The 19,717-nt window shown below is 59.6% G+C and carries 22 protein-coding genes and 1 tRNA gene; 15 read left to right on the forward strand and 8 right to left on the reverse strand.

From position 1 onward, the window contains the following. Window positions 1-32: 32 nt before the first annotated feature. On the forward strand, window positions 33-1,535 hold the full coding sequence (gene pyk, locus VXJ37_RS06400; protein WP_331322218.1) for a pyruvate kinase: 1,503 nt from the start codon (window positions 33-35) through the stop codon (window positions 1,533-1,535). 131 nt (window positions 1,536-1,666) lie between these two features. Here the strand turns inward: pyk and VXJ37_RS06405 are convergent, their stop codons facing one another. Then, the gene (locus tag VXJ37_RS06405) at window positions 1,667-2,272 is read right to left on the reverse strand and encodes an ANTAR domain-containing response regulator (protein WP_141940978.1); all 606 of its coding nucleotides are present in this window, start codon (window positions 2,270-2,272) and stop codon (window positions 1,667-1,669) included. A gap of 206 nt (window positions 2,273-2,478) precedes the next feature. On the opposite strand from VXJ37_RS06405, the gene VXJ37_RS06410 reads away from it, so the two are divergent. From VXJ37_RS06410 to VXJ37_RS06425, 4 genes are all read left to right on the forward strand, one after another. Continuing rightward, window positions 2,479-2,560: transfer RNA gene (locus VXJ37_RS06410), tRNA-Leu, on the forward strand. Between the two features lie 87 nt (window positions 2,561-2,647). Beyond that, entirely contained in the window at window positions 2,648-3,778 is a 1,131-nt protein-coding gene (locus VXJ37_RS06415) for a tyrosine-type recombinase/integrase (protein WP_331322219.1), read from the forward strand. A 77-nt stretch (window positions 3,779-3,855) separates the two neighbouring features. Then, window positions 3,856-4,125 carry a hypothetical protein gene (locus tag VXJ37_RS06420; RefSeq protein WP_331322220.1) on the forward strand — a complete coding sequence of 90 codons (270 nt, stop codon included), beginning with the start codon at window positions 3,856-3,858 and terminating at the stop codon, window positions 4,123-4,125. A 162-nt stretch (window positions 4,126-4,287) separates the two neighbouring features. Beyond that, a complete protein-coding gene (locus VXJ37_RS06425) occupies window positions 4,288-5,010 on the forward strand; it encodes an HNH endonuclease family protein (RefSeq protein WP_331322221.1) in 723 nt (240 codons plus the stop codon). Between the two features lie 194 nt (window positions 5,011-5,204). Here the strand turns inward: VXJ37_RS06425 and VXJ37_RS06430 are convergent, their stop codons facing one another. Continuing rightward, window positions 5,205-5,534, reverse strand: coding sequence for an ArsR/SmtB family transcription factor (locus tag VXJ37_RS06430; protein ID WP_331322222.1), 330 nt, complete (start codon window positions 5,532-5,534; stop codon window positions 5,205-5,207). Window positions 5,535-5,727: 193 nt separating this feature from the next. Here VXJ37_RS06430 and VXJ37_RS06435 point away from each other — a divergent pair, with 193 nt between their 5' ends. Further along, on the forward strand, window positions 5,728-6,237 hold the full coding sequence (locus tag VXJ37_RS06435) for a hypothetical protein (protein WP_331322223.1): 510 nt from the start codon (window positions 5,728-5,730) through the stop codon (window positions 6,235-6,237). An 11-nt stretch (window positions 6,238-6,248) separates the two neighbouring features. On the opposite strand, the gene VXJ37_RS06440 is transcribed toward VXJ37_RS06435, so the two are convergent. Then, window positions 6,249-6,578 carry an ArsR/SmtB family transcription factor gene (locus VXJ37_RS06440; protein WP_331322224.1) on the reverse strand — a complete coding sequence of 110 codons (330 nt, stop codon included), beginning with the start codon at window positions 6,576-6,578 and terminating at the stop codon, window positions 6,249-6,251. Between the two features lie 181 nt (window positions 6,579-6,759). Here VXJ37_RS06440 and VXJ37_RS06445 point away from each other — a divergent pair, with 181 nt between their 5' ends. The 4 genes from VXJ37_RS06445 to VXJ37_RS06460 all read left to right on the forward strand — a co-directional run bounded on the left by VXJ37_RS06445 (window position 6,760) and on the right by VXJ37_RS06460 (window position 10,710). Beyond that, window positions 6,760-7,659 carry a hypothetical protein gene (locus VXJ37_RS06445; protein ID WP_331322225.1) on the forward strand — a complete coding sequence of 300 codons (900 nt, stop codon included), beginning with the start codon at window positions 6,760-6,762 and terminating at the stop codon, window positions 7,657-7,659. Window positions 7,660-8,129: 470 nt separating this feature from the next. Next, window positions 8,130-8,402: a hypothetical protein gene (locus tag VXJ37_RS06450; protein WP_331322226.1), complete on the forward strand. Its 273-nt coding sequence runs from the start codon at window positions 8,130-8,132 to the stop codon at window positions 8,400-8,402. Next, window positions 8,402-9,523 (forward strand): C40 family peptidase, encoded by a 1,122-nt coding sequence (locus VXJ37_RS06455; RefSeq protein ID WP_331322227.1) that lies wholly within the window; start codon window positions 8,402-8,404, stop codon window positions 9,521-9,523. The genes VXJ37_RS06450 and VXJ37_RS06455 overlap by 1 nt, the downstream gene beginning before the upstream one ends. Before the next feature lie 257 nt (window positions 9,524-9,780). Further along, window positions 9,781-10,710 carry a Shedu anti-phage system protein SduA domain-containing protein gene (locus VXJ37_RS06460; protein ID WP_331322228.1) on the forward strand — a complete coding sequence of 310 codons (930 nt, stop codon included), beginning with the start codon at window positions 9,781-9,783 and terminating at the stop codon, window positions 10,708-10,710. A 789-nt stretch (window positions 10,711-11,499) separates the two neighbouring features. Here VXJ37_RS06460 and VXJ37_RS06465 read toward each other — a convergent pair. Further along, a complete protein-coding gene (locus VXJ37_RS06465) occupies window positions 11,500-11,955 on the reverse strand; it encodes a hypothetical protein (RefSeq protein ID WP_331322229.1) in 456 nt (151 codons plus the stop codon). Window positions 11,956-13,074: 1,119 nt separating this feature from the next. Here VXJ37_RS06465 and VXJ37_RS06470 point away from each other — a divergent pair. Then, window positions 13,075-13,908, forward strand: a complete 834-nt coding sequence (locus VXJ37_RS06470; RefSeq protein WP_331322230.1) for a hypothetical protein — start codon at window positions 13,075-13,077, stop codon at window positions 13,906-13,908. A 27-nt stretch (window positions 13,909-13,935) separates the two neighbouring features. Here the strand turns inward: VXJ37_RS06470 and VXJ37_RS06475 are convergent, their stop codons facing one another. After that, window positions 13,936-14,328 carry an HNH endonuclease gene (locus VXJ37_RS06475; RefSeq protein WP_331322231.1) on the reverse strand — a complete coding sequence of 131 codons (393 nt, stop codon included), beginning with the start codon at window positions 14,326-14,328 and terminating at the stop codon, window positions 13,936-13,938. 108 nt (window positions 14,329-14,436) lie between these two features. Further along, window positions 14,437-14,865: a YDG/SRA domain-containing protein gene (locus tag VXJ37_RS06480; protein WP_331322484.1), complete on the reverse strand. Its 429-nt coding sequence runs from the start codon at window positions 14,863-14,865 to the stop codon at window positions 14,437-14,439. 259 nt (window positions 14,866-15,124) lie between these two features. Here VXJ37_RS06480 and VXJ37_RS06485 point away from each other — a divergent pair, with 259 nt between their 5' ends. The 4 genes from VXJ37_RS06485 to VXJ37_RS06500 all read left to right on the forward strand — a co-directional run bounded on the left by VXJ37_RS06485 (window position 15,125) and on the right by VXJ37_RS06500 (window position 16,986). Next, window positions 15,125-15,634 (forward strand): DUF433 domain-containing protein, encoded by a 510-nt coding sequence (locus VXJ37_RS06485; RefSeq protein WP_331322232.1) that lies wholly within the window; start codon window positions 15,125-15,127, stop codon window positions 15,632-15,634. Then, window positions 15,631-16,041, forward strand: a complete 411-nt coding sequence (locus VXJ37_RS06490; RefSeq protein ID WP_331322233.1) for a hypothetical protein — start codon at window positions 15,631-15,633, stop codon at window positions 16,039-16,041. The genes VXJ37_RS06485 and VXJ37_RS06490 overlap by 4 nt, the downstream gene beginning before the upstream one ends. A 93-nt stretch (window positions 16,042-16,134) precedes the next feature. Continuing rightward, window positions 16,135-16,536, forward strand: coding sequence for a hypothetical protein (locus VXJ37_RS06495; protein WP_331322234.1), 402 nt, complete (start codon window positions 16,135-16,137; stop codon window positions 16,534-16,536). A 195-nt stretch (window positions 16,537-16,731) separates the two neighbouring features. Beyond that, window positions 16,732-16,986, forward strand: a complete 255-nt coding sequence (locus VXJ37_RS06500) for a hypothetical protein (protein ID WP_331322235.1) — start codon at window positions 16,732-16,734, stop codon at window positions 16,984-16,986. Window positions 16,987-17,408: 422 nt separating this feature from the next. Here the strand turns inward: VXJ37_RS06500 and VXJ37_RS06505 are convergent, their stop codons facing one another. Then, a complete protein-coding gene (locus VXJ37_RS06505) occupies window positions 17,409-18,413 on the reverse strand; it encodes an HNH endonuclease (RefSeq protein WP_331322236.1) in 1,005 nt (334 codons plus the stop codon). Between the two features lie 221 nt (window positions 18,414-18,634). Next, window positions 18,635-19,525 carry a hypothetical protein gene (locus tag VXJ37_RS06510; protein WP_331322237.1) on the reverse strand — a complete coding sequence of 297 codons (891 nt, stop codon included), beginning with the start codon at window positions 19,523-19,525 and terminating at the stop codon, window positions 18,635-18,637. Between the last annotated feature and the right edge of the window lie 192 nt (window positions 19,526-19,717).

Raw genomic sequence — 19,717 nt, forward strand, 5'->3', positions numbered from 1 at the left:
TAACCAATGCAAGTGACCAATAGGGTAGGTATATGAGACGCGCAAAAATTGTGGCTACGTTCGGCCCGGCAATTGCCAGCTACGAAAACACCCTCGCGGTGCTGGAAGCCGGCGTTGACGTCGCCCGCATGAACATGAGCCACGGTGACTACACCGTGCATGACAACACCTACGAGAACGTCCGCAAGGCAGCGTCCGACCTTGGCAAGGCCGTGGCCATCATGGCCGACCTCCAGGGCCCCAAGATCCGCCTGGGCCGTTTCGTGGACGGCCCGCACGCCCTGGCCGTGGGTGACATCTTCACCATCACCACAGAGGACGTACCCGGTACCCAGGAAATCTGCTCCACCACCCTGAAGAGCCTCACCGAGGACGTCAAGGTGGGCGATGCCCTCCTGATCGACGACGGCAAGGTTGCACTGCGCGCCATCGAGGTCGACGACGTCAAGGTCGTCGCCGAGGTGACCGTCGGCGGCATGGTGTCCAACAACAAGGGCATCAACCTCCCCGGCGTGGCCGTCAACGTTCCCGCGTTGAGCGAAAAGGATGAGGACGACCTCCGCTGGGCAATGCGCCGCGGCGTGGACCTGGTGGCGCTGTCGTTCGTCCGCGACGCGTCGGACATCACCCGCGTACACGAGATCATGGATGAAGAAGGCCGCCGCGTGCCGGTCATCGCCAAGATCGAGAAGCCTCAGGCAGTGGAGCAGCTGCCCGAGATCATCGATGCGTTCGACGCCATCATGGTGGCCCGTGGCGACCTCGGCGTGGAACTGCCGCTGGAGGAAGTGCCGATCGTGCAGAAGCGCGCCGTTGAACTGGCACGCCGCTGGGCCAAGCCGGTCATCGTGGCCACCCAGGTCCTCGAGTCCATGATCGACAACCCGCGCCCCACCCGCGCCGAGGCCTCCGACTGCGCCAACGCCGTCCTCGACGGTGCCGACGCTGTGATGCTGTCCGGTGAGACCAGCGTGGGCAAGTACCCGATCGAAACCGTGAAGACCATGGCCCGGATCATCGAGTCCACCGAGGTCCACGGCCTGGAACGCGTTCCCCCGCTGGGCACCAAGCCCCGGACCCGCGGCGGTGCCATCACCCGTGCCGCCGTCGAAATCGCCGACCAGCTGGACGCCAAGTACATCTGTGCGTTCACCCAGTCCGGCGACTCCGCCCGCCGCCTGTCCCGCCTGCGGCCCATCAAGCCGGTCTTCGCCTTCACCCCGGTGGAGCAGGTCTGGAACCAGATGGCCCTCACCTGGGGCATCCAGCCGGTGCTGGTGCAGATGGTGGACCACACGGACGCCATGACCGCACAGGTTGACCGCAGCCTCGAGGAAATGGGCCTGGTGGAGGATGGTGACCTGGTGGTCATCGCCGCCGGTTCGCCTCCCGGAAAGGCCGGCTCCACCAACTCCCTGAAGGTGCACAAGGTGGGCGACCTCGCCGACTCCACCCGCGCCGGGGAAGTTACCAGCAACAAGGAAAAGCTCGGCCCCTGGCCGGAAAAGAAGAAAAAGACACAGGTCCAGGCCTAGTCTTCAGGTAAACGAAAAGGACCCCTGCCTTTTGGCAGGGGTCCTTTTTCGCTGTGGTGGCCGTTCGCTGTGGGGACGGTTCCTGCTGTGGTTCCGGGCCGTCGTCGTAATCGATCCGGCCCGGCCCGGCGCTAGTTGACCTGGTTGATGATGGTTTCGGCGACCTCGCGCATGCTGAGGCGGCGGTCCATGGACGTCTTCTGGATCCAGCGGAAGGCTTCCGGCTCCGTCAGGCCCATCTTGGTGGTCAGCAGGCTCTTGGCGCGTTCAACGAGCTTGCGGGTGGCGAACTGCTCCTGCAGGTCCGAAACCTCGCCCTCCAGGGCCTTGATTTCCTCGTGGCGGGAGAGCGCGATTTCCAGCGCGGGGATGAGGTCGGCGGGCGTGAACGGCTTCACCACGTAGGCCATGGCGCCGGCGTCGCGGGCGCGCTCCACCAGTTCCTTCTGGCTGAAGGCGGTCAGCAGCACCACGGGGGCGATGCGGGCCTTGACGATCTTTTCGGCGGCCGAGATGCCGTCCATGACGGGCATCTTGACGTCCATGAGGACCAGGTCCGGCTTCAGCTCCTCGGCAAGCTGGACGGCCTTCTCGCCGTTGTCCGCCTCGCCCACGACGTCGTAGCCTTCACCGCGCAGGATCTCGATGATGTCGAGGCGGATGAGGGTTTCATCTTCAGCCACAATGACGCGGCGCGCCGGCTGGGACGTGGGCTTGGACTCCGTCTGTTCAGTCACGGGATCTCCTTGAAAAGGTACGGCGGGACATCACTATCTTAGGTGCCACCGCGGCTGTACTTGGCTTGCAGGGGTTCGTTTGCGGCGACGGCGGCGCGATTCTGGAATTCAGCCTATCTGCATGTAGAGTAATTCCGCGTACGTGAAGCGATCGCGTTGCTCACAGTCAGCTGTGGGCGTAGCGGGTTGCTCTCCACGTATTCCGCGCCCGAGTGGCGGAATTGGCAGACGCGCCGCACTCAAAATGCGGTATCGAAAGGTGTGTGGGTTCGAGTCCCACCTCGGGCACAGTGTTTCCGCAGGTCAGGGGTTTGTTTCTCCTTAGGGTGTTGACAAATCTGCCGAAAGTGTTGACAGCGGCGTACCGTTTTTTGTGTGGCCAGCATTCGAAAACGCACCAAAAAGGACGGTTCATCGTCCTACATGGTGCTGTGGCGGGACCCGAAGAGTCGTGAACAGCAGGGCCTCACAGTCGCTAGTCTCGTCGAAGCTGAAACCCTAAAGAGGTTGCTGGACGCCAACGGGCAGTCCTTCGAAATTGCCCAACACGCCATCCTGACGAATGAAAAACGCCCTCCGACTGTGGCTGAAGTCATCCAGGAACACATTGACCTGCTGGTCCGCCCATCGAGCGGAACGGTCAAGACGTACCAGACCATGCTGGAGCTCCACATCCGGCCAGTCATCGGGCACGTTCCTGTGGACAAGCTCGACTATCGCGTCATCGCGCACTGGGTGAAGTCGATGATGGCCAACGGTAAGGCACCCAAGACGATCCACAACATCCACGGCTTGATCTCGGCAGCCATGAATACCGCGGAGATGCTCGGCTACATCACGCGGAACCCCTGCCGCGGCGTGCAGCTTCCCGGAATTGAGAAAGCCGAGGACGAGGCAATGTTCCTGACCCATGCGGAGTTCAGCCTCATCATGGAGGGCATGGGGGAGCGGTACAAGGCTTTCACCAATTTCCTTGTTATGACTGGCACCCGCTTTGGCGAGGCCACCGCGCTGACCGTGGCGGACGTTGATCTGCTGTCCAAGCCGCCTACCGCCCGGATCAACAAGGCGTGGAAGCGGGACGGCCAGAATCAGTTCTACATCGGGGCGACGAAGACAGGCGCCGGTAAGCGGACGATAGGGCTCAATCCTGCGCTTGTGGAGTTGCTGATCCCGCTGGTCGCGAGTCGGCCGGGTAAGGAGCTGGTGTTCACGACGCCGAAGGGTGAGCGCATTATCCACAAGCTGTACTGGCATCACTACTGGGTTCCAGCCGTTCGCACGGCCCAGGGGAACGGCCTAACTAAAGACCCTCGGATCCACGACCTCCGCCATACTCACGCATCATGGCTAATTCAGGATGGCGTGCCCTTGTTTACCATTTCGCGCCGACTGGGACATGCGTCCACGAGGACCACTGAACAGGTTTATGGGCACTTGATGCCGGAGGCGCTGCAGGCTGGTGCTGATGCCACGGAGCGCTCGGTCACTGCCTTCCAGCGGTGACCGCCCTCAGGTCATGTCGGAGGGTCTTCCTGCTGGCATGAACATGGAAACAGGTCCCCATTCTGTTGGAGGTTTCCGTGGACATCGAGTTCTTTGAACCGGCCGAAGCTGCTGCTCTCATGCGCTGCACAGAGTCATGGCTTCGGGACGGCGCAACCAGCGGACGGTTCCCCCACGCGTGCTGGGGCAAAGGAAAGATCATCTTCACCTCCGAGCACATCCTCGAAATTGCCAAGCTCAGCGAGATACTTCCCGGCAGCACTGGTTCGCTTCCTGCAAGTCTGCCCGTGTCAAAGGAACGGTTGATCGGTACCCGCTCCAAAGTCAGGCTGGCTACGGCCAACTGAGAAAGCGGGCCGGTTTCCTGTCCGGGAGGTGCACAGTGCGCCAGTGCGGATGGTCCCAAATGGTGACTGGCCACTCCTGTGTGGCAGGCACCACGGAGATGGTTACCCGCGGAAGGCGTGGGTCGAAGCTAGCGTGGAACGACCCCTTTGACCCAGAGGACCATGAAGACCACCTGCTTGCCCGCCAAAGTTCTGACTGCCGCCACCGCATTGATGCTGGCTGCGTCCTTAGTAGGTTGCGATGGCACAGCCCACGCCTTCGAAGCCGCCCAATCTGCTCCAGGCATCCCGGGGCGGGCGACGGTAGCTCCGGAAGCTGCCGGCGACGCAGCGAGGGCGCTCGTCCAACTGGAGACCATCCAGGTAAAAGGTCGGGCGCCCAAGACTGGCTATACCCGCGATCAGTTCGGGCCAGCTTGGGCGGATATTGACCACAACGGTTGTGATACCCGCAATGACATTCTTGCCCGGGACCTCATCGACAAGACCTTCAAAGCTGGCACCAACAACTGTGTAGTTGCCAGCGGCACCCTGGCCGACAAGTACACCGGCGCAACGATCACCTTCGTCCGCGGCCAGGACACGAGCTCGAAGGTCCAGATTGACCATGTCGTACCGCTGAGTGATGCGTGGCAGAAGGGTGCGCAGCAGCTCAGCGGCGAGCGACGCGAGGAGCTCGCCAACGACCCGCTGAACCTCATGGCTGCGGATGGACCGACCAATGCCGCCAAGGGCGACAGTGACGCAGCGACGTGGCTGCCGCCGAACAAAGCCTTCAGGTGCGAGTATGTCGCCCGCCAAACTTCCGTCAAGGCCAAGTACAGTCTTTGGGTCACCCAGGCGGAGCATGATTCTATTGCCGGCATCCTCGAGGGCTGTAAATAGAGGACGTACGCCCACTCTAACCGGCCTGTCTTGTGGGGTCCGCACCGACCGGGGCTGCCATTACAGATATTGGGGGCCGTCGACGCTGTCGCGAACACTTGCAGTTTCCGTCGCCGTTAGCAATGGATGGCCAGCCGGCGCCCCGACGGTTTTGGTGCCTTGGGGTGACCTAAGTCCGACCTCTTTCACCCGGATCACTTCGATGTTCCGGGACAGTTTTCGGAGCGGGATGGCGACATCGAATGGTGAGAGACTTCTGCGACGACATTCTTGTCGCCCGTGCCCGAAGGTTGAAGCTCAGCTGCAAAGCGTTCGTGGTGCCTCTGGATTTCCTCAATCTCGGCCCCGTACTGTTCTGACGCAAATGTCAGGATGCCCGCTTCACGAAGGATGGCTAGGTGACTGTGCAAGGAAGGCGAAGGAACATCCAGAGCAGCAGCCACGTCGTGGCACGTTGCTGGCCCATGGGCAATCAAGAAGCGAATGATCTGGCTTCGCGTCCGGTGCATCATGATGTTCGCCATGGAGACCATAACCCTGGTGATGAAAACTCACTTCTGAGGAACACGCTGTAGACGGGTCTACAGCAGAACAATACGCCCCTAAGTGAGCCCGCGGAAGACGTTGAAGGCTCTCGTTGCACAAGAGGTAGAGCAACGGAATACTGAGCATCACGTACAGTCTCGATGCGGTATCGCAGTGGAGGGGAGGTGGGTGGTGTCCGGCGACGACGAACGCCCTTCTGGTACTGCCTTGTCTCCTCAAGCTGAGCTGGCCCGGCGCCTGAATCTGCTTCTCGACGTCGCCGTGGCAGAACGAGGGCAGCCAATTACATTCCGCGAGGTTCACGAGAAGCTGGCGGACAGAGGAATCAAGCTCTCCAGGGCGCGCTGGTTCTACATGAAGGACGGGACCGGGCGATTGGTGAGCGACCCCACCTTGCTGCACGCATTATGCGAAATTTTCGGCGTGGATCCTGCGTATCTCTTGGACTCGGATTCTGGGGAATTGCCCCAGCGCATCGATTCGCAGCTGGAGTTCGTCCGGTCCCTGCGGGCTGCGAGGGTGAAGACTTTTGCGACCCGAACCCTTGGGGACGTATCGCCGGAGACACTGCGAGCTATCACGGAGTACCTGAACAGGGACATCAGCCGGCGGCCGGAGGGCGAGCGTGCAGCGGCTTCGTCGCAGTCCGAATCGTCACAACCGCCCGAGCAGTCCGGCTAATCGCTTTTCGGCTACTGGTGTTCCTCCAGCAAGTACTTTAGGTGTGCGTCAAGCAGCTCCTTGATCCGGGCAGGGTTTGCGGAGTACCGAGGTGATCGTCCATGCCTGCGCCCGGGTTCGACGTCGACCAACACCACACCCGCTGCCTCCAGTGCTGCGAGATGCTTGGCCACGCTGGGGTCTCCCGCGCTGACAGCCGCGACGATGTCGCCGCGGGTTGCAGGCCCGCCGGCGGTAAGGAATCGGAGGATCTCGTTGCGCGACCTGTTGCCGAAAGTCGCGACGGCAGCTTCGACATCGGCCGACCAGGCTGCGTCGTGCGGTCGCGTGATTCTCGGCATAGCGCCATTCTTCCCCAAGAAATACGAAAAAGTAAGAACAGCACTCTTGACGATATCTTAAGTATCTTTGACAATAAATTCCATAGCTTCTGCTGATCGTTGTTGGATCTACGAATCCACGCACCGGAGCCGCCTGCACGGCGCCGCCCATACTCGATCTGAACATCAAAGCGGTGAAGCCATGGAAATTGAATCCGAGGCCCATCAAGTCAAGAGTCACCCAACAACTCCTTCCGGAGTGGATGTCTCATTGCGAGGCGCTCCTCAGGCGGGGGAGCCCGTCGTCCCAATCGACCGGATTCTGGTCGCCGTGGATGGCGTGAACCGCTACGTCATTTCCCGTCTGGGACGAATCGGACGATCCTGCGATGTTGACGACGTCATGCAGGACATCCGCGTCGCTGTCTGGGACGGGGTAGCAAAGGGAAAATACCGAGAACTTCCCGGAATTCCTTTTGAAGCCTGGGTTCAGGGGGTCTGCAACAAGATCTGTGCTGCGCACATCCGGCGAGAACTAAGTCACCGGACTTTGCCGTTGCTCATAGATTTCACGACCACGGAAACCCCGCCCGAGGTTCTCGCCGTCATCGATACTGGCTCGCTTTTGGGCAGCACCGAAGGATGTGTCGACCAGGCGTGGGCGCACGCGATGTTGGATCTGGTCCATCGAAGCGTGGCTGAGGAAACCTGGAAGCTCGCTGTGTCCAGTCTTGTCGGGCCGCGCCACTATGGATCTCCGACTCCCCAGGACCGGCGGCGGTGGCACGCCGTAACGGTCGTCCGGCAGACCGCCCAGACTATCAACACGGCTCTGAACTGCCGTCCCAACCCTGAGATCGGCCTTGATGACCTTTGCCGAATGGCCGCGGACTGCCTTCCCACCGTTGTGCTTCGGCGAGTTGCTGGTTCCATTGTGCGTCCCGGACTGCGGGGACCAGACCGATCCGTGCAAATGGCCGATCTGGCGGCTGAGCTGGGCGTCACCGAGAGATACATCGCCGTGAATATCGGCTTTGCGCGGCAGCTGTATCGTGCCGCTTGGCGTGTCCTCCAGCACGAAGTGAATAGACCCGTGGTGTAGGCCATGCCTGTCATCATCGGAGCTGGACGATGAATTCGATTCGAGAGTTTGGCCGTCAACGTTGGTTCGCTGTGGGGATCGTTGCCTTACTTACAGGCGGCGCAATCTTTCTGCTCTGGCCGTCTGATCACTCTGGCAGGGAGGCGGCACCGTTGGCGTCGGCAACTGCGCCCGCAGTGGGGGCGCCATCAGCTACGCCGCCAGTTCACGTCCAATCCACCGCTGCTCCGATCGAAGGGGAATCATCGGTTGCCGCAACGGATGGCAAGCTGCCGAGCACAAGGGATTACAGGACACTTGCTTTGGCGGCGGCGCAGGGAATCTACACCTGGGACAGTCGCTCGTCGTCGTATTCCGACGTGTATGCGCGGGTGCGGTCCTGGTGGGCGCTTCTCCCTGATGGGTCCAATCCATTGTCCGCACTGGTGCGGGAGTTCGAGGGGACTGGCGTGACCGCAGGGAGCTTCACTGTGCTGACTGGACAGTCTGCGCGGCGAACCGGTACCGCTGAAGCCGTCCGTTGCGACCGCGAACTGGCCAAGGTCAAGGAGTACCCGGCCCCTTGGGAGGGCCTCCACGTGTGCACGGTGACCGTCCAGGTTGTGGACGAGTCGACCGCGGGCAAGAATGCTTACGCAGCGCCAGTTACCGTGATGGTCAATTGTCCGCCAGCGGTCACCGCTCCGGCTGACAGATGCGCCATGGTTGGTTTTTATGCGACCGCCGAGCGGATCGTCTACTGATGCCGGCTCTGGCAGCGATTGCCGTCGTGGCACGACGACGGGCTTTACTTAAGATCGTTACCGCCGTTGTTGCTGTCGTCGTACTCGGCGGGCTGATCGCCTTTGTTGGCGTCGTGGCTGTACTTGCCGAGGCGACTGGAGAGCGTGCTGTTGCTTGTACTCCGGGTAGCGCGGACAGTCGTGCAGTGACCGCGGGAACTACTGGGGGCGTGGAAGTCCGCGACGCTGGCAAACTGCTCTACGTATTGACGCCTCGTCAAGAGGGCGTCGCGCGGGCTTACATTTCGGTGGGGAAGCAACTGGGTGTGCCGCGTTCCGGACAAATCATCTCGATCATGATGGCGCTTCAGGAATCTGGCCTTCGCATGCTTGCGAATCCGGGAGTGCCTGGTTCCCTTAATCTCCCCAATGACGGTATGGGAACGGACCACGATTCAATTGGGTCGGCGCAACAACGCCCGGCTGCGGGGTGGGGCACTGTATCCGAGCTAATGGACGCCTCCTACAATGCCCGCGCGTTCTACGGCGGACCGACAGGTCCCAACCATGGAAGCCCACGTGGACTGTTGGATGTCCCCGGGTGGCAGGCCATGGATAAGGGGCGGGCTGCGCAGGCGGTTCAGGTTTCTGCTTTTCCGGAGTTGTATGCACAGTGGGAGCCGACAGCGACAGCAATTTTTGCCGCCCTGGAAACCGACACAGCTGCTGCATCTTGTTTGAGTCCTGCTGCAGGGAATCAAAAAGTTGGACAGGTGCGAAACTTAAGCCAGCTGCGCCAGAACATCTTGCGGTTCACGCAGGAGGGCCTTGGCGGCAAATATGTCTGGGGCGGCACGGCCTTCAAGGCTTGGGACTGCTCTGGGTATGTTCAGTGGATCTACAGGCAGGCCGGCATCGAGCTGCCAAGAGTGGAACAGTGGCGTGCGGGTGTTCGAACAGATGACCCGCAGCCGGGAGACCTGGTGGTTCAGAATCCGCAGGGCCCCGATAGCTGGGGTCACGTCGGCATTTACGCCGGGGACGGAATGATGTGGAGTGCACTCAACCCTGCGGTGGGAACGTTGCTGCATCCAGTTAGCTGGAACAATGGCACGGCCTACTACAACTTGTTAGAGCGCTGAATACCTCTGACCCCTTCAGCCGACGCCCTCCGGAGCCGTGTCTTGCAACGTCTTGATGTGACCTTTTACGCTTCGCCACTTGTGAGACATAGAAGCGAGGCAAATGACGGGGCTGCCCGGACCGAATGCCTTAGCTTCAAGAGGCCGTCCAATATCTCATCGGTTGAAAGACAGGAACTCCTTCGGCGCTGCAACCTCAACTCATTCCAACGGTGGGCCGGTCCTATGTCGAATCAGTCTGTCGCTAGGATCAAGGCATGATCGAGGAAGAACCCGCCATGAGCGCTTTCCCCATGGCTCCGGAGCCAGACAGCACGCCTCAGCGTCCACGCCCTATGGAATGGACCAACTACTCCGACCAAGTGATGTCTGAGTGGTACGCGTTGCTTAGCACGGATCCTGACGAGCCGGCAGTTCAGAAGTTCTTGGAGCTTCACCCCGCAATGATTCCGGGTGGAAGCGGCGACATCGGTCCCGGTGGTCACCATGGTTCTCAACTTTCGGCAGTCTTTCGGCTGCCGACTCTGACCGGAGCCGGACGCGCGTTCGAACCAGACTTCATGTGGGTCACCAAATCCTCCGGCCTAATCACGCCGATTGTTATCGAGATCGAGAAACCCTCTAAGCGCTGGTTCCTCAAGTCAGGCCGCCCCAGTGCCGAGTTCACCGCCGCCCACGACCAACTCAACGACTGGCGCTCGTGGTTTGACAAGGACTCTAATAAGGCGCTGTTTAGACAGCGGTACATGTTCGACGATCTCCATAACAATCGGCCGTTGAAGCCTCAGTTCTTGCTCATCTACGGGCGTGAGAGTGAGTTTGGGTGGGGCGGAGGCCACGCAAGCCCCGATGAAATGCGGCACAAGCGGGATTCACGGCGGGCGGCTGACGAGTTCTTCATGACGTTCGATGCCTTAAGGCCCAGATATGATCACGCCAACTCCGTGACGGTAACTATGACTGCTAAGGGCCCCAAACCCTTTGCCTTCTCGCCCATGTACAGCACGCATGCTGAGACGGGACTCGATGCCAAAATATTGGGCGATCCGACTGAGGCATTAGATCGCTCAGTCATGATGAGTGAGGAACGCCGAGCCTACCTCGCCGGGCGCTGGAAGTACTGGCAAGAAGTGGAATCCAAACATGATCCAAACAGGTCATACATTCGCTCGATGGGTTTGGAGTAGCGTTCCCGTCAATGTGGGCAGGGCACCTTGCGCCTTCACCTCCTCTGAGGCTTCCGCATTCAGCACCCTAAAGGCCCTCCAAGCGCCTTATTTGGCGCTGCGAGGGATCGGCAGTGGGGAAAGGGTCAATCGGATCTTGAACCGCTCTCAGCGGCGGATGCGGTCTCATGGGCGGGGGCGCCGGAGGCCCTCGAAGGCGCTGCGCGGCGGGTCGCACGGACTAAGGCTAAGGCTCGCTCCATCCGCTCTGCGGTTTCCGGCAGCACGTAATCGTGGAGCAACGCATACATCGTTTCAGCCTTATTTCCTGCCACCTTCACCTGAAATACCCTCGGGCTGCTGTAGCCAACTGCGGGCGGAGTGCACCCCAGGACAGCTCCGACTAAGGCAGCGAAGCGTTGCACCTTTGCCCGGTCAGATGAAGCGTAGTAAATGACGACGCGCCGGACCTTGCCGCTGTGGCCCGTTGACTGGTGAGAAATTCCGGCGGTATCCAGCAGGGCCGCCAAGGCCCGGCAGTTAGCGTCCATGGCGGCAGCAGCCGCAGAAGCGGCCTTACGCTGCTGCTTTGTATGTATGTGAAGCGTGATCAGTCGGTTCGAGACTAAGAGCATTTCGGGGTTGTTCCTTTTCTGGGAGGGGGCGGATCGAGGGATGATTAAAAGGGGTGGGGAGGACCCCCATCGGCCTGGCTCATTCGCCCCGGGGGTGTTAGCGCCTGTGTTGCTGTACGGATTCGGAAGTAACGGGTCGGGCCCCCAGCGGCCCGGCCCGTCTGGCGGGGGAGAGCTACCTCATGTGGTTCTTGCGCTTGTGCTCTTCCCACAGTTCCGCGCCGGTCCTGCTGTCGGGCAGATATTTGGCGCGGACATCCGGCGAGTTATTCCAGGCGTCAGAGCTGACGCCTTCGGCGATGGCCTTTGCCTTCGCCGCTTCATACTCTTCTGCCTCTTCCTGGCCCGGCGTCTTCGCGGGCACGATGAGGGCATTCACGTAGTTGGCGTAGTCGCGCTGTGCCCGCGCGTAGACACTCAGCCCGGCACGGCGGGCATCATCTTCCGAGCGGAAGGTCCGGGCGTCACCGGGCGTCTTCCAGTACCCCGGGGCAACTTCGGTAGGCTTCCAGTCGATGGTTTCCGGGTCGGGCGGCGGGGTAGGGTCCCACGCCGCTTCGGCATCGGCAATACGCTCACTGCCGCTCTTCACGGGGCGGAAGTATTCATACCGATCTGCCTTGTCAGTCAATTTCCTTCTCCTTTGGTTTTAGTTTCTGTTGCTCGGGATTCGGGTTCTCCAGTGCCCTGGCACGGCTCCTGGCAGCCCGTGGCGGGCTGCCCAGAGCATGAGCGGAATGGACGTCTTGCCGTGGTCGTCCGCGTCCATCCAGAACTCGGCTCCCGGGTGGCGGGCCCTGCGGACTCGTCGCTTGGCATTGACTCGCGCCGTCACCGCTTGTAGGTGACGGGGGTTGACACAGCGCCGACGGTCGTACTCGGTCTGCCCGTGAGCAGAAGGGCCGCCGCACAGGTGGTCAAGCTGACGAGTCTGCGGATGGGGGCCGATGAAAACCAGATACAGCAGGCGGTGAACCAGCCAGTCCTTACCGCTGACCTTGCAGTGTGCGTAGCCCTCGCTTTCCACGCTGCCGGTCCATAACCAGCAGCCCGTAATCGGTCAGCCACTATGTGCGCTGCCGCATCCTCCAGAATGGCGTCCAGCTCGCCATCAGGCAGTTGGTCAAGCAACCGTCCCTCATGGCGCCGGCAGTAGCCCAGCTTGATGGCCTCAGCGGAGCAACCTGGCTCTTCGCACTTTGGCAGGCCGTGAAGTCGCTTGCGCGCATGTGGAGCGCAGAGCCCATGAGAGTGATGCGGCCTGGTGCAGCCTGGTTGGCTGCAAGTCCTCAGCGGTGTTTTGGGCAATCTTTCTCCTATGAATTGATGCTCGTTTTGAAGGGTTTTGTGCATTCTGCTCACCGCCCTTTTCCTCGCGATTCCCCTACTGGCGCGGGAACTTGGGCGCTAACGGGCGGGGCCCTGGCGGGAAAGCGTTCTTACCTATAGACAACCCGTGGGGCGGCAAAGGTCCGTGGATTTGGGGGAGGAGGTCCAGGCCCCCAAGGGCCAGGACCATTGAGGGTCAAGCGTCTGGGCTTTTCACGGTTTCATTGTCTGGACGGGACTACAGATAATCCACAGACATTGGGGCCGAAAGTCTCCGACGCCTAAAGGGTGGCATTTCTGTCATTGCGTCTATTCTCTGGACCAGCACCTGTAAACCCAGCCCTGTTCGCCACAGAGGAAACAGGGGAGGGGGCACGCCGCTGCCCGAGGTTGCGCTAACCGGCAAGGCAGAATCAGTTGCATGACTGATTCTGTTGTTGATCCGGTGGCTGAGGCCTGGCAAACGGCTGGCGATATTGGAAACGTTGTCGTGGCCGCCACTGCTGTTTACCTTCTCGGGCAAGGGCTTGCCGATAGACGGCGAAGCCGGGCGGACCAGCAACGTGTGCAAGCAAGCCGCATACATCTGAGCGTTCAGGAGCATTGGGTCGACACTGGGGGCGGCGGCTACGGCAGGATCTCCCGCTCCGTTCGACTGCGGAATGATTCGGAACTCCCGGTGACCTTGTCCGGATGGGTAACGCTGCACTGGTCCCGGCACTGGGAGGCCTATGTGGCTGGGACAGAGCGGGCGTCAACAACTACTGACAATGCCGAGCCGATTCATCTTTCCGACTCCATGCTTAGGCCGGGCGAGGAAGTGGAGGTTCACGACGAGCAGCTTGGCTGGGACTACGCCGTGCTCAGATTCACGGACGCCACGGGCGTCCGATGGGTTCGCGTTTCCCAGACGGGAGCCCTTTTCAAGGAGCCCGGACCACCGTCGGCAAGGTCACTCGCCTTTCAGTTCCTGGCGCAGTTGCCGGTGCTGAAGTGGTTACTGGGCGATATTCCAAACAAATACTTGATGTGGCGGTTCAGAAGAAAGGAAGGCGTTCCGGTATTCGCCCGGGTCTATCGGTGGCTGTGGGGCTACATGCCTATAGGCGAAGCTGAGCCCTGGGAGATGCCGCAGGGCGGAAAGCGTCAGGACTGGCCTTATGAGTCCATGCTGGCACTTGGGCGGTTCGAGCGAGCACGTAAGAAGAAGGGCGACGCTGCCTCAACGAAAAAGGCTTTACGGACAGATACGTAATTGGAGGGCGCCCATGGCGTCGTCGCTTTAGACGCCCGCTACGTGCTCCCGATGATAGGAAACGTTGGCAGCATCTACGGTGTGGCTGAGCTTCAGTTTTCCGCGAACTGTGCCAGTTGCCTTTTCAAGAATGCGGAGGTCGTCATCGAGATATAGACCGCCTTTGTCAAAGAGCACATGGTCATTGGGGCAGAGACAGAGAACGTTGCTCGTGGTGTCGTGACCCCCATGCTTTCCGCCCAGTGGGCGGATGTGAGCGCCTTCGGCATAAGCGCCGGCATCAACTTCCAGGCGGATGCCGCAGAATTGGCAGGTGTAGCCGTAATGCTCTTTTACGTACTGCGTTACTGCGCTGTTCCGGACGAGCCGCTGGACGACGGATGCCTGGCGCCCAGGGTTCTTGCTGCCCTCCGGTGGCACCCCGCCGCCATTGCTGCCCGCCTTAGAGTCCGCCGGCGGGGTCCATGAACCCTGGCCGTCCAGCTTGCGAAGTTCGTAGCGGTAAATCTGTGGACCGTCGTAGCTGTCTTATACCCAGTGCCGGACGATGTAGAAGAGGCCCTCGTACCGATAGCCCTTCTTCGGAGAGTGCGCAGGGTCGCCGCCGGCGCCCCTGATGACCCGAACCGGCAGGCCCCTTTCCTCACTCAGCACAAGGGCTTTGTTCCCTTTGGTAAGCGTCTGGTCCTTAACCTGGCGGCCGGTGTTGTTGTCCCTTCCGCCTTGGCCGGTGTACAGAATCCAGTCGCCGTGGTCGCGGTCGTCTTTGTAGCCGCCGGAAACAACGATGGCGTCCGCGCCATCCTCGTAGGTTCCGGAAATGCCGGCTTGTTTGTGACGGTGCAGCCCTTTTGCTCGGACATCATCACGATCCACAAAAGGCATACCCTCCGGTACGCCCTCGATTTCCCCAAATATGCTCGATTCAGACGCAAGCTTGATGATAGGGGTGAGGATGGAAAGCCTGAAATCAAGACCCGCCGGGCGGAACTGGAATTGGCATTGGAGCGGAGGCTGTTAGATTTAGTGCGAAGTAGACGGGGCGCGCCTCCGCTGCGGCAAACTTCCATGTTTCTTTACAGAAAGGCTGGTGGCTTAAGTGACGTTCCCGTCCGAGCTTGCATCAGTCCTTACTGGCGCCTCCATGTCGCAGCTGAGCCACTGGCGCTCCGCGCCCGCACTCCTAGCTCCGGAAGTAGCTTCGAAGCCCAGGGCTTTGTACTCGTTCCGCGACGTTGTCGCGCTGCGGACCTTTGTTCGGCTGCGCCGAGAACTTCCCCTCCAGCGCATCCGTACGGCGCTGAGCACTCTGCAGGATTACGACCTCACCGACCATCCGTCCAGCTACCAACTGGTCACCGACTCAAAGACGGTCTACCTGGTCGACGACGAGGGAAAAGACATGGTGGACCTCGTGAAACGGCGAGGTCAAACCGTTCTCTTGTCGATGGCAGACGTTTTTGCCCCTTTTACAAACCTGCAAGGACAAGACGTTGTGGACTTCCGCCGGCCCCGGCAAAACATCGAAGTCCGCGAGAAGCGCATGGGGGGCTGGCCCACTATCGCCGGCACGCGCCTGCGTTATGACACTGTCGCTCTCCTCCTTAGTGACGGCTCAGTCGAGCCGGAGGAGGCTCATCACTACTATCCGGAGGTCTCTGCAAAGGCAGCATTGGATGCCGCGGACTTCGATTACTCTGTTCAGCAGCGGCGGGTTTCCAGTTGAAGATCTACATCGACGAAAACCTTCCCTATGGCGCCATGGTGGAGCCACTTACAAAGCTCTTCCGCAAGCATGTCTTCCGGCACCCGGGACAGGAAACTTTGAGAGGTGTGGAGGACGTAGAGCTATTTGAATGCCTGGCGGAACGGGATTTCGACGCCATCATCACTCAGGACGCTAACCAGCTAAGTAACCCAGACGAGCGTACAGGCTTGCGATCTGCCGGTCTGCACTGGATCGGTGTTCCGCAGCTCAATGAGCCTGGGTTGCACGGCCTGGGGGCTGTCGCCGCAATGGTGATTTCGGGGCTGCCGTACTTTCTTGACTGCGACGCCGAGCGGCCGCATATTTTCAGGCTGAAGCCTGCTGCGCACAGGACTAAGCGGGGCCCTGAAATTGAGCCCGTCTAGCGAGCGGGGACGACGGACGGCGGGACGGAACGCAACCTGTCACCGAGGAAAGAGTAGTTAAACTGTGGACCCTACTCTGTCATTCGTCATGCAATGGCCGCGTTGCTACTTACCGGCGTCAATATTTTGGTTACCGTCGTTTTATTCCGGAAGGCCGCAGGTCAGGTCGTAGTCGAGATGAACACGGCCCTCCTGAACCGGGCACGCGCCCTCATAGCCAACGACAAAGGCACCTGGGGTCTGAACCCCATGAATTATGATCCAACCGGGGTGGAACTGGCGAAGATTGTCATTGAAAACCCGGGAAGAACCGCCGCCACCATCACCAAGTTGGACATCAGGGTGGAGGGCTCGACTGATTCAGATTTCGCTATGGGGCTGAGGCCTATAGCGATCGAGCAACTGAGCAGCACGCTAGGCAATACCACGGCGAAGGATAGGCTGCCATACAGGCTGGAGCCCTATGACCAGGTCGTCTACCTTGTCGATTTCTGAGGAGTAGTCAACTACGTCTTCGCGGAGGAGCCCCAGCTGCGGCAGATAAACGTATGGGCTTCAGTTAAGGTTGCTGGGCAGTCGCATCTATTCGATTCCAGAAAGCACGGCTACTGGACCATCCGGCGGGAATGGGCGTCCGTTCTTGCTCCCTACGCTGAGCGATCGGCTCACAGCATTATTCTTGCGGGATTCATGAATGTCTTTGAAAATCCGGGACAGAATCCATACCTCGCAGACCTAGCAACAAGACTTGAGGAACGCATTTCGACTAAAAGCGAGCCTCAGGAAATAACATCTGCCCTTCAGCAAATACTTCTCCCGCGGGGTGATTTTGACGGCTCCATTATTGGGGCCCACGACGTCTGGGCCCTGATCACATTTGGCTTCGAGCTGAAGCGCCGGCTGGAAGACCTTGGGGAAAAAGTGATCTGGGCCAGGTCTGGTTAGCTGATGCGAAGGGAGCTTTAGCGACCGGTGAGGGGCACCTTGGTCCGGCCCAACAGGTCTAGGTTGGTGTTCGAGCGTACCCGCCAGGAAGTGGAGGATTAGCCGGAGTAATCTCTGGTCTTAGGTTGAGGTTTCGACATACACGCGGGCATTCCGGTGGCTTAGGGAAAGGGCACCCCTAACTCTATCGGCCGAAGGATTGCCTTCCAGCCGCTGATATTCGGGTCGTTCTTCGACGAAGTCATAAGCGCCCTCTCTAACGTCTTACAGATGCATAAGCAGTTGTGCGATGTGCTTCAAACCGGGGCCTGTGCGCCCGCAGCAAGCGCGCGCACCAGCGATTTGGAGGGCCGAGCCGTGGGGCGGTCCATGTATTGCGATTCCAAATTGGCCCGGGCCCAACTTTGAGTACGCTTCAAGCCCTACACGGGCAAGATCTTGTTCGATTTAGTCCGGTTGCATCGCCAGCAGAGGGTCTGGAGGTTCTCTGGCGTTGACAAGCCGCCCTTAGAGGCCGGAACAACGTGGTCCACTTCGAGAAGTAGGTGGGGTTCCGCGGCGAGCGACACGCTGCACTGTTGGCAAGTGTGGAAGTCCCTTGACTTGATGAAGTGACGGAGCTTGGCAGTCATTAGCGCTCGCTGTCCAGCAGCACTTTTGGCGAACCGGATTTTTTCGGAAAGTGTCTCAATGAGGGCATCGATCGTCTTTGTATTCAGTGTGACCGTCGTTCGCTGGGCGCTGTTGCCACCAGCGCTTACATATTCGAAGACATATTCAGGATACGGAACGTTGATCGGCGACAGCTCCACTCCGACATGCTCCATAAACTCGTCTTCGTAGTACTTCAAGATGAAGGGGGGAGGGGCGAAGGAAGCAGTGATGCTCGCCTCGCGCTGTTTTAAGTTCTCGACTGCATCTTCGAGTCGAGCAATTTCGTCGCCCAGATTCTCCACATCAATAAGCTTTGCTTCGTCTGCTTTGATGTTGAAGTATCTCATCAGGTACTTGATGGGATCAGAGCTTGCATTGCGTACCATTTGCAGTGAGCAATTATGTACGTTCGGGGCCTGATAGGTCGCGAGGTTGCGATCCCGGCGGTAGTTGTGGCTGCTTGTATTTTCGAACGACGCCAAGTGGGAGTGAACGCCTGTGGCCGATGTGCCAAGCTGAAACGCGCCGCGTCCCCGAATTTCCGAGGTGTAGTCTGCGATTTCATTGTGCTCACGGACGACCGAGGCGATCTCCGCCTTACGAGCCAGAAACTCTTCGCTTCCGAAGTAACGCTTCTTGCGAATACGCCGAATCAGTCGGGGCAGCAGCACAGCAGCTAAAGCAACGAGCCCAATCGGCAAGACGATGTACCAGAACGAAATCAAGAGTGCTATCGCGACTATCAAGATTCCGCCAGCGATGATGTAAGGCAACGGCGTTTCCCCCTAGAACAATTCAAGTATGAGAATAGCGGTATATCCGCGTACTCACAGATTTTGACCCGGACCCAGTGGGAAAGGGCCGTTACCTGGATGAACCCACCTTAAGGTTCTATGAGGCTTCCGCGCCGGACAGCAAGCTGTGAGAGACAGGAGTTGGACTCTCTACCGTGCTTGACAGAAATCATGGGCCCCCGAGGTTGTTTGGGGCACAGTCAGCTTTCTATAGGGATGTCTTCTACTCGGCGTTGCGCGGCGGCGCGGTCTTTGGCAATGGACGCATTGAAATCTTCAATGTATCTCCGGGCGTTGACTACGAGGTCACTCAAGGGTGGCGGTGATATCAAGAGTGCCTTAGCCACGAGCTTCCCCTTCTCTGTGAGAACGAACACAGGCTTCTCAGTCCAGTCAGGTTTGACGCGACGAAGGAGTCCATGCTCGTGAAGCAGATTGGGCACGTTAATTGAACTCATGCCCGCCTGCTCGGGGCGGCCGGCTTTCTCCGCCTGCCGGAGGTCCTGTCCGAGTCGGTGAAGCGACAGAATGGGAAGCCTATTACCACTGGCGTCTAGTGTTTTTATGAGTTCTTCAACCTCTGCGATCTCGGCAACCGTGAGCGGTCCGTCCAAAAAAGACGGCTCTACGCTGCGAGGTTTAGAACCTCCGTCTGTGCCTTTTGTTGGGGCTCGGTGGGCGGACTGGATTACCGCTATGCTTCCACTTCCACTGGCCGCACTTTGACTCCCGTGGAGAATCTCTTTGGCCCTCTCGAGCACCTGCCCTGTGATCGAGTCGTTCCCATTCGCGGACTCCGCTGATTCTGCTTCCAATCGTGCCTTTGTGAAAGCAAAATCCAACAGGCGGTCGTTCATTTTGACGACGGTTTCGCGAGTTCCCTCGGATTTCTCTTCGATTGTCGCGAGTGCCCTTAGAGTTTGGGCATTCAAAGCTGCAGTATCGGCTGCTTGCTGCGAGGCTGCGTTGCCTTGGACTATGAAGACAATAATCTGAACCACGAATGCCAATACAGCGAGTGCAAGCGCGACGACAGATAGGGCGTCCGCTTTGGTTATGGTTGCCACAATCGCAAGTGCCGTGAGGCTCACCAGGGCGAACGTTAGGGCCCAAAGCGCGAGCGTCCTCCACAAGAAACGTGCCTCGCCTTGCGGGTTGTCAGAGGCAGTTGGTGCAGACATATCCGTGTCCTCAAATCTCAGGTGGAGGGGCGTGTCCCCACTAGCCACAGGAGAATGCTACGGGTGTCCACGAAGGTTTGCGTTTTGGTCGTGCATGCAGGG

It is taken from the genome of Pseudarthrobacter phenanthrenivorans, from assembly GCF_036455295.1.
Taxonomy (GTDB): Bacteria; Actinomycetota; Actinomycetes; order Actinomycetales; family Micrococcaceae; genus Arthrobacter; species Arthrobacter phenanthrenivorans_C.

What these genes read in the sequence shown, in the direction of transcription:
- VXJ37_RS06495 (WP_331322234.1), top strand. Translation starts at nt 16,135, where the DNA reads ATGGCCGCGTTGCTACTTACCGGCGTCAATATTTTGGTTACCGTCGTT.
- VXJ37_RS06430 (WP_331322222.1), bottom strand. Translation starts at nt 5,534, where the DNA reads ATGGCGAACATCATGATGCACCGGACGCGAAGCCAGATCATTCGCTTC.
- VXJ37_RS06470 (WP_331322230.1), top strand. Translation starts at nt 13,075, where the DNA reads ATGACTGATTCTGTTGTTGATCCGGTGGCTGAGGCCTGGCAAACGGCT.
- VXJ37_RS06500 (WP_331322235.1), top strand. Translation starts at nt 16,732, where the DNA reads ATGAATGTCTTTGAAAATCCGGGACAGAATCCATACCTCGCAGACCTA.
- VXJ37_RS06425 (WP_331322221.1), top strand. Translation starts at nt 4,288, where the DNA reads ATGAAGACCACCTGCTTGCCCGCCAAAGTTCTGACTGCCGCCACCGCA.
- pyk (WP_331322218.1), top strand. Translation starts at nt 33, where the DNA reads ATGAGACGCGCAAAAATTGTGGCTACGTTCGGCCCGGCAATTGCCAGC.
- VXJ37_RS06445 (WP_331322225.1), top strand. Translation starts at nt 6,760, where the DNA reads ATGGAAATTGAATCCGAGGCCCATCAAGTCAAGAGTCACCCAACAACT.
- VXJ37_RS06455 (WP_331322227.1), top strand. Translation starts at nt 8,402, where the DNA reads ATGCCGGCTCTGGCAGCGATTGCCGTCGTGGCACGACGACGGGCTTTA.
- VXJ37_RS06440 (WP_331322224.1), bottom strand. Translation starts at nt 6,578, where the DNA reads ATGCCGAGAATCACGCGACCGCACGACGCAGCCTGGTCGGCCGATGTC.
- VXJ37_RS06460 (WP_331322228.1), top strand. Translation starts at nt 9,781, where the DNA reads ATGATCGAGGAAGAACCCGCCATGAGCGCTTTCCCCATGGCTCCGGAG.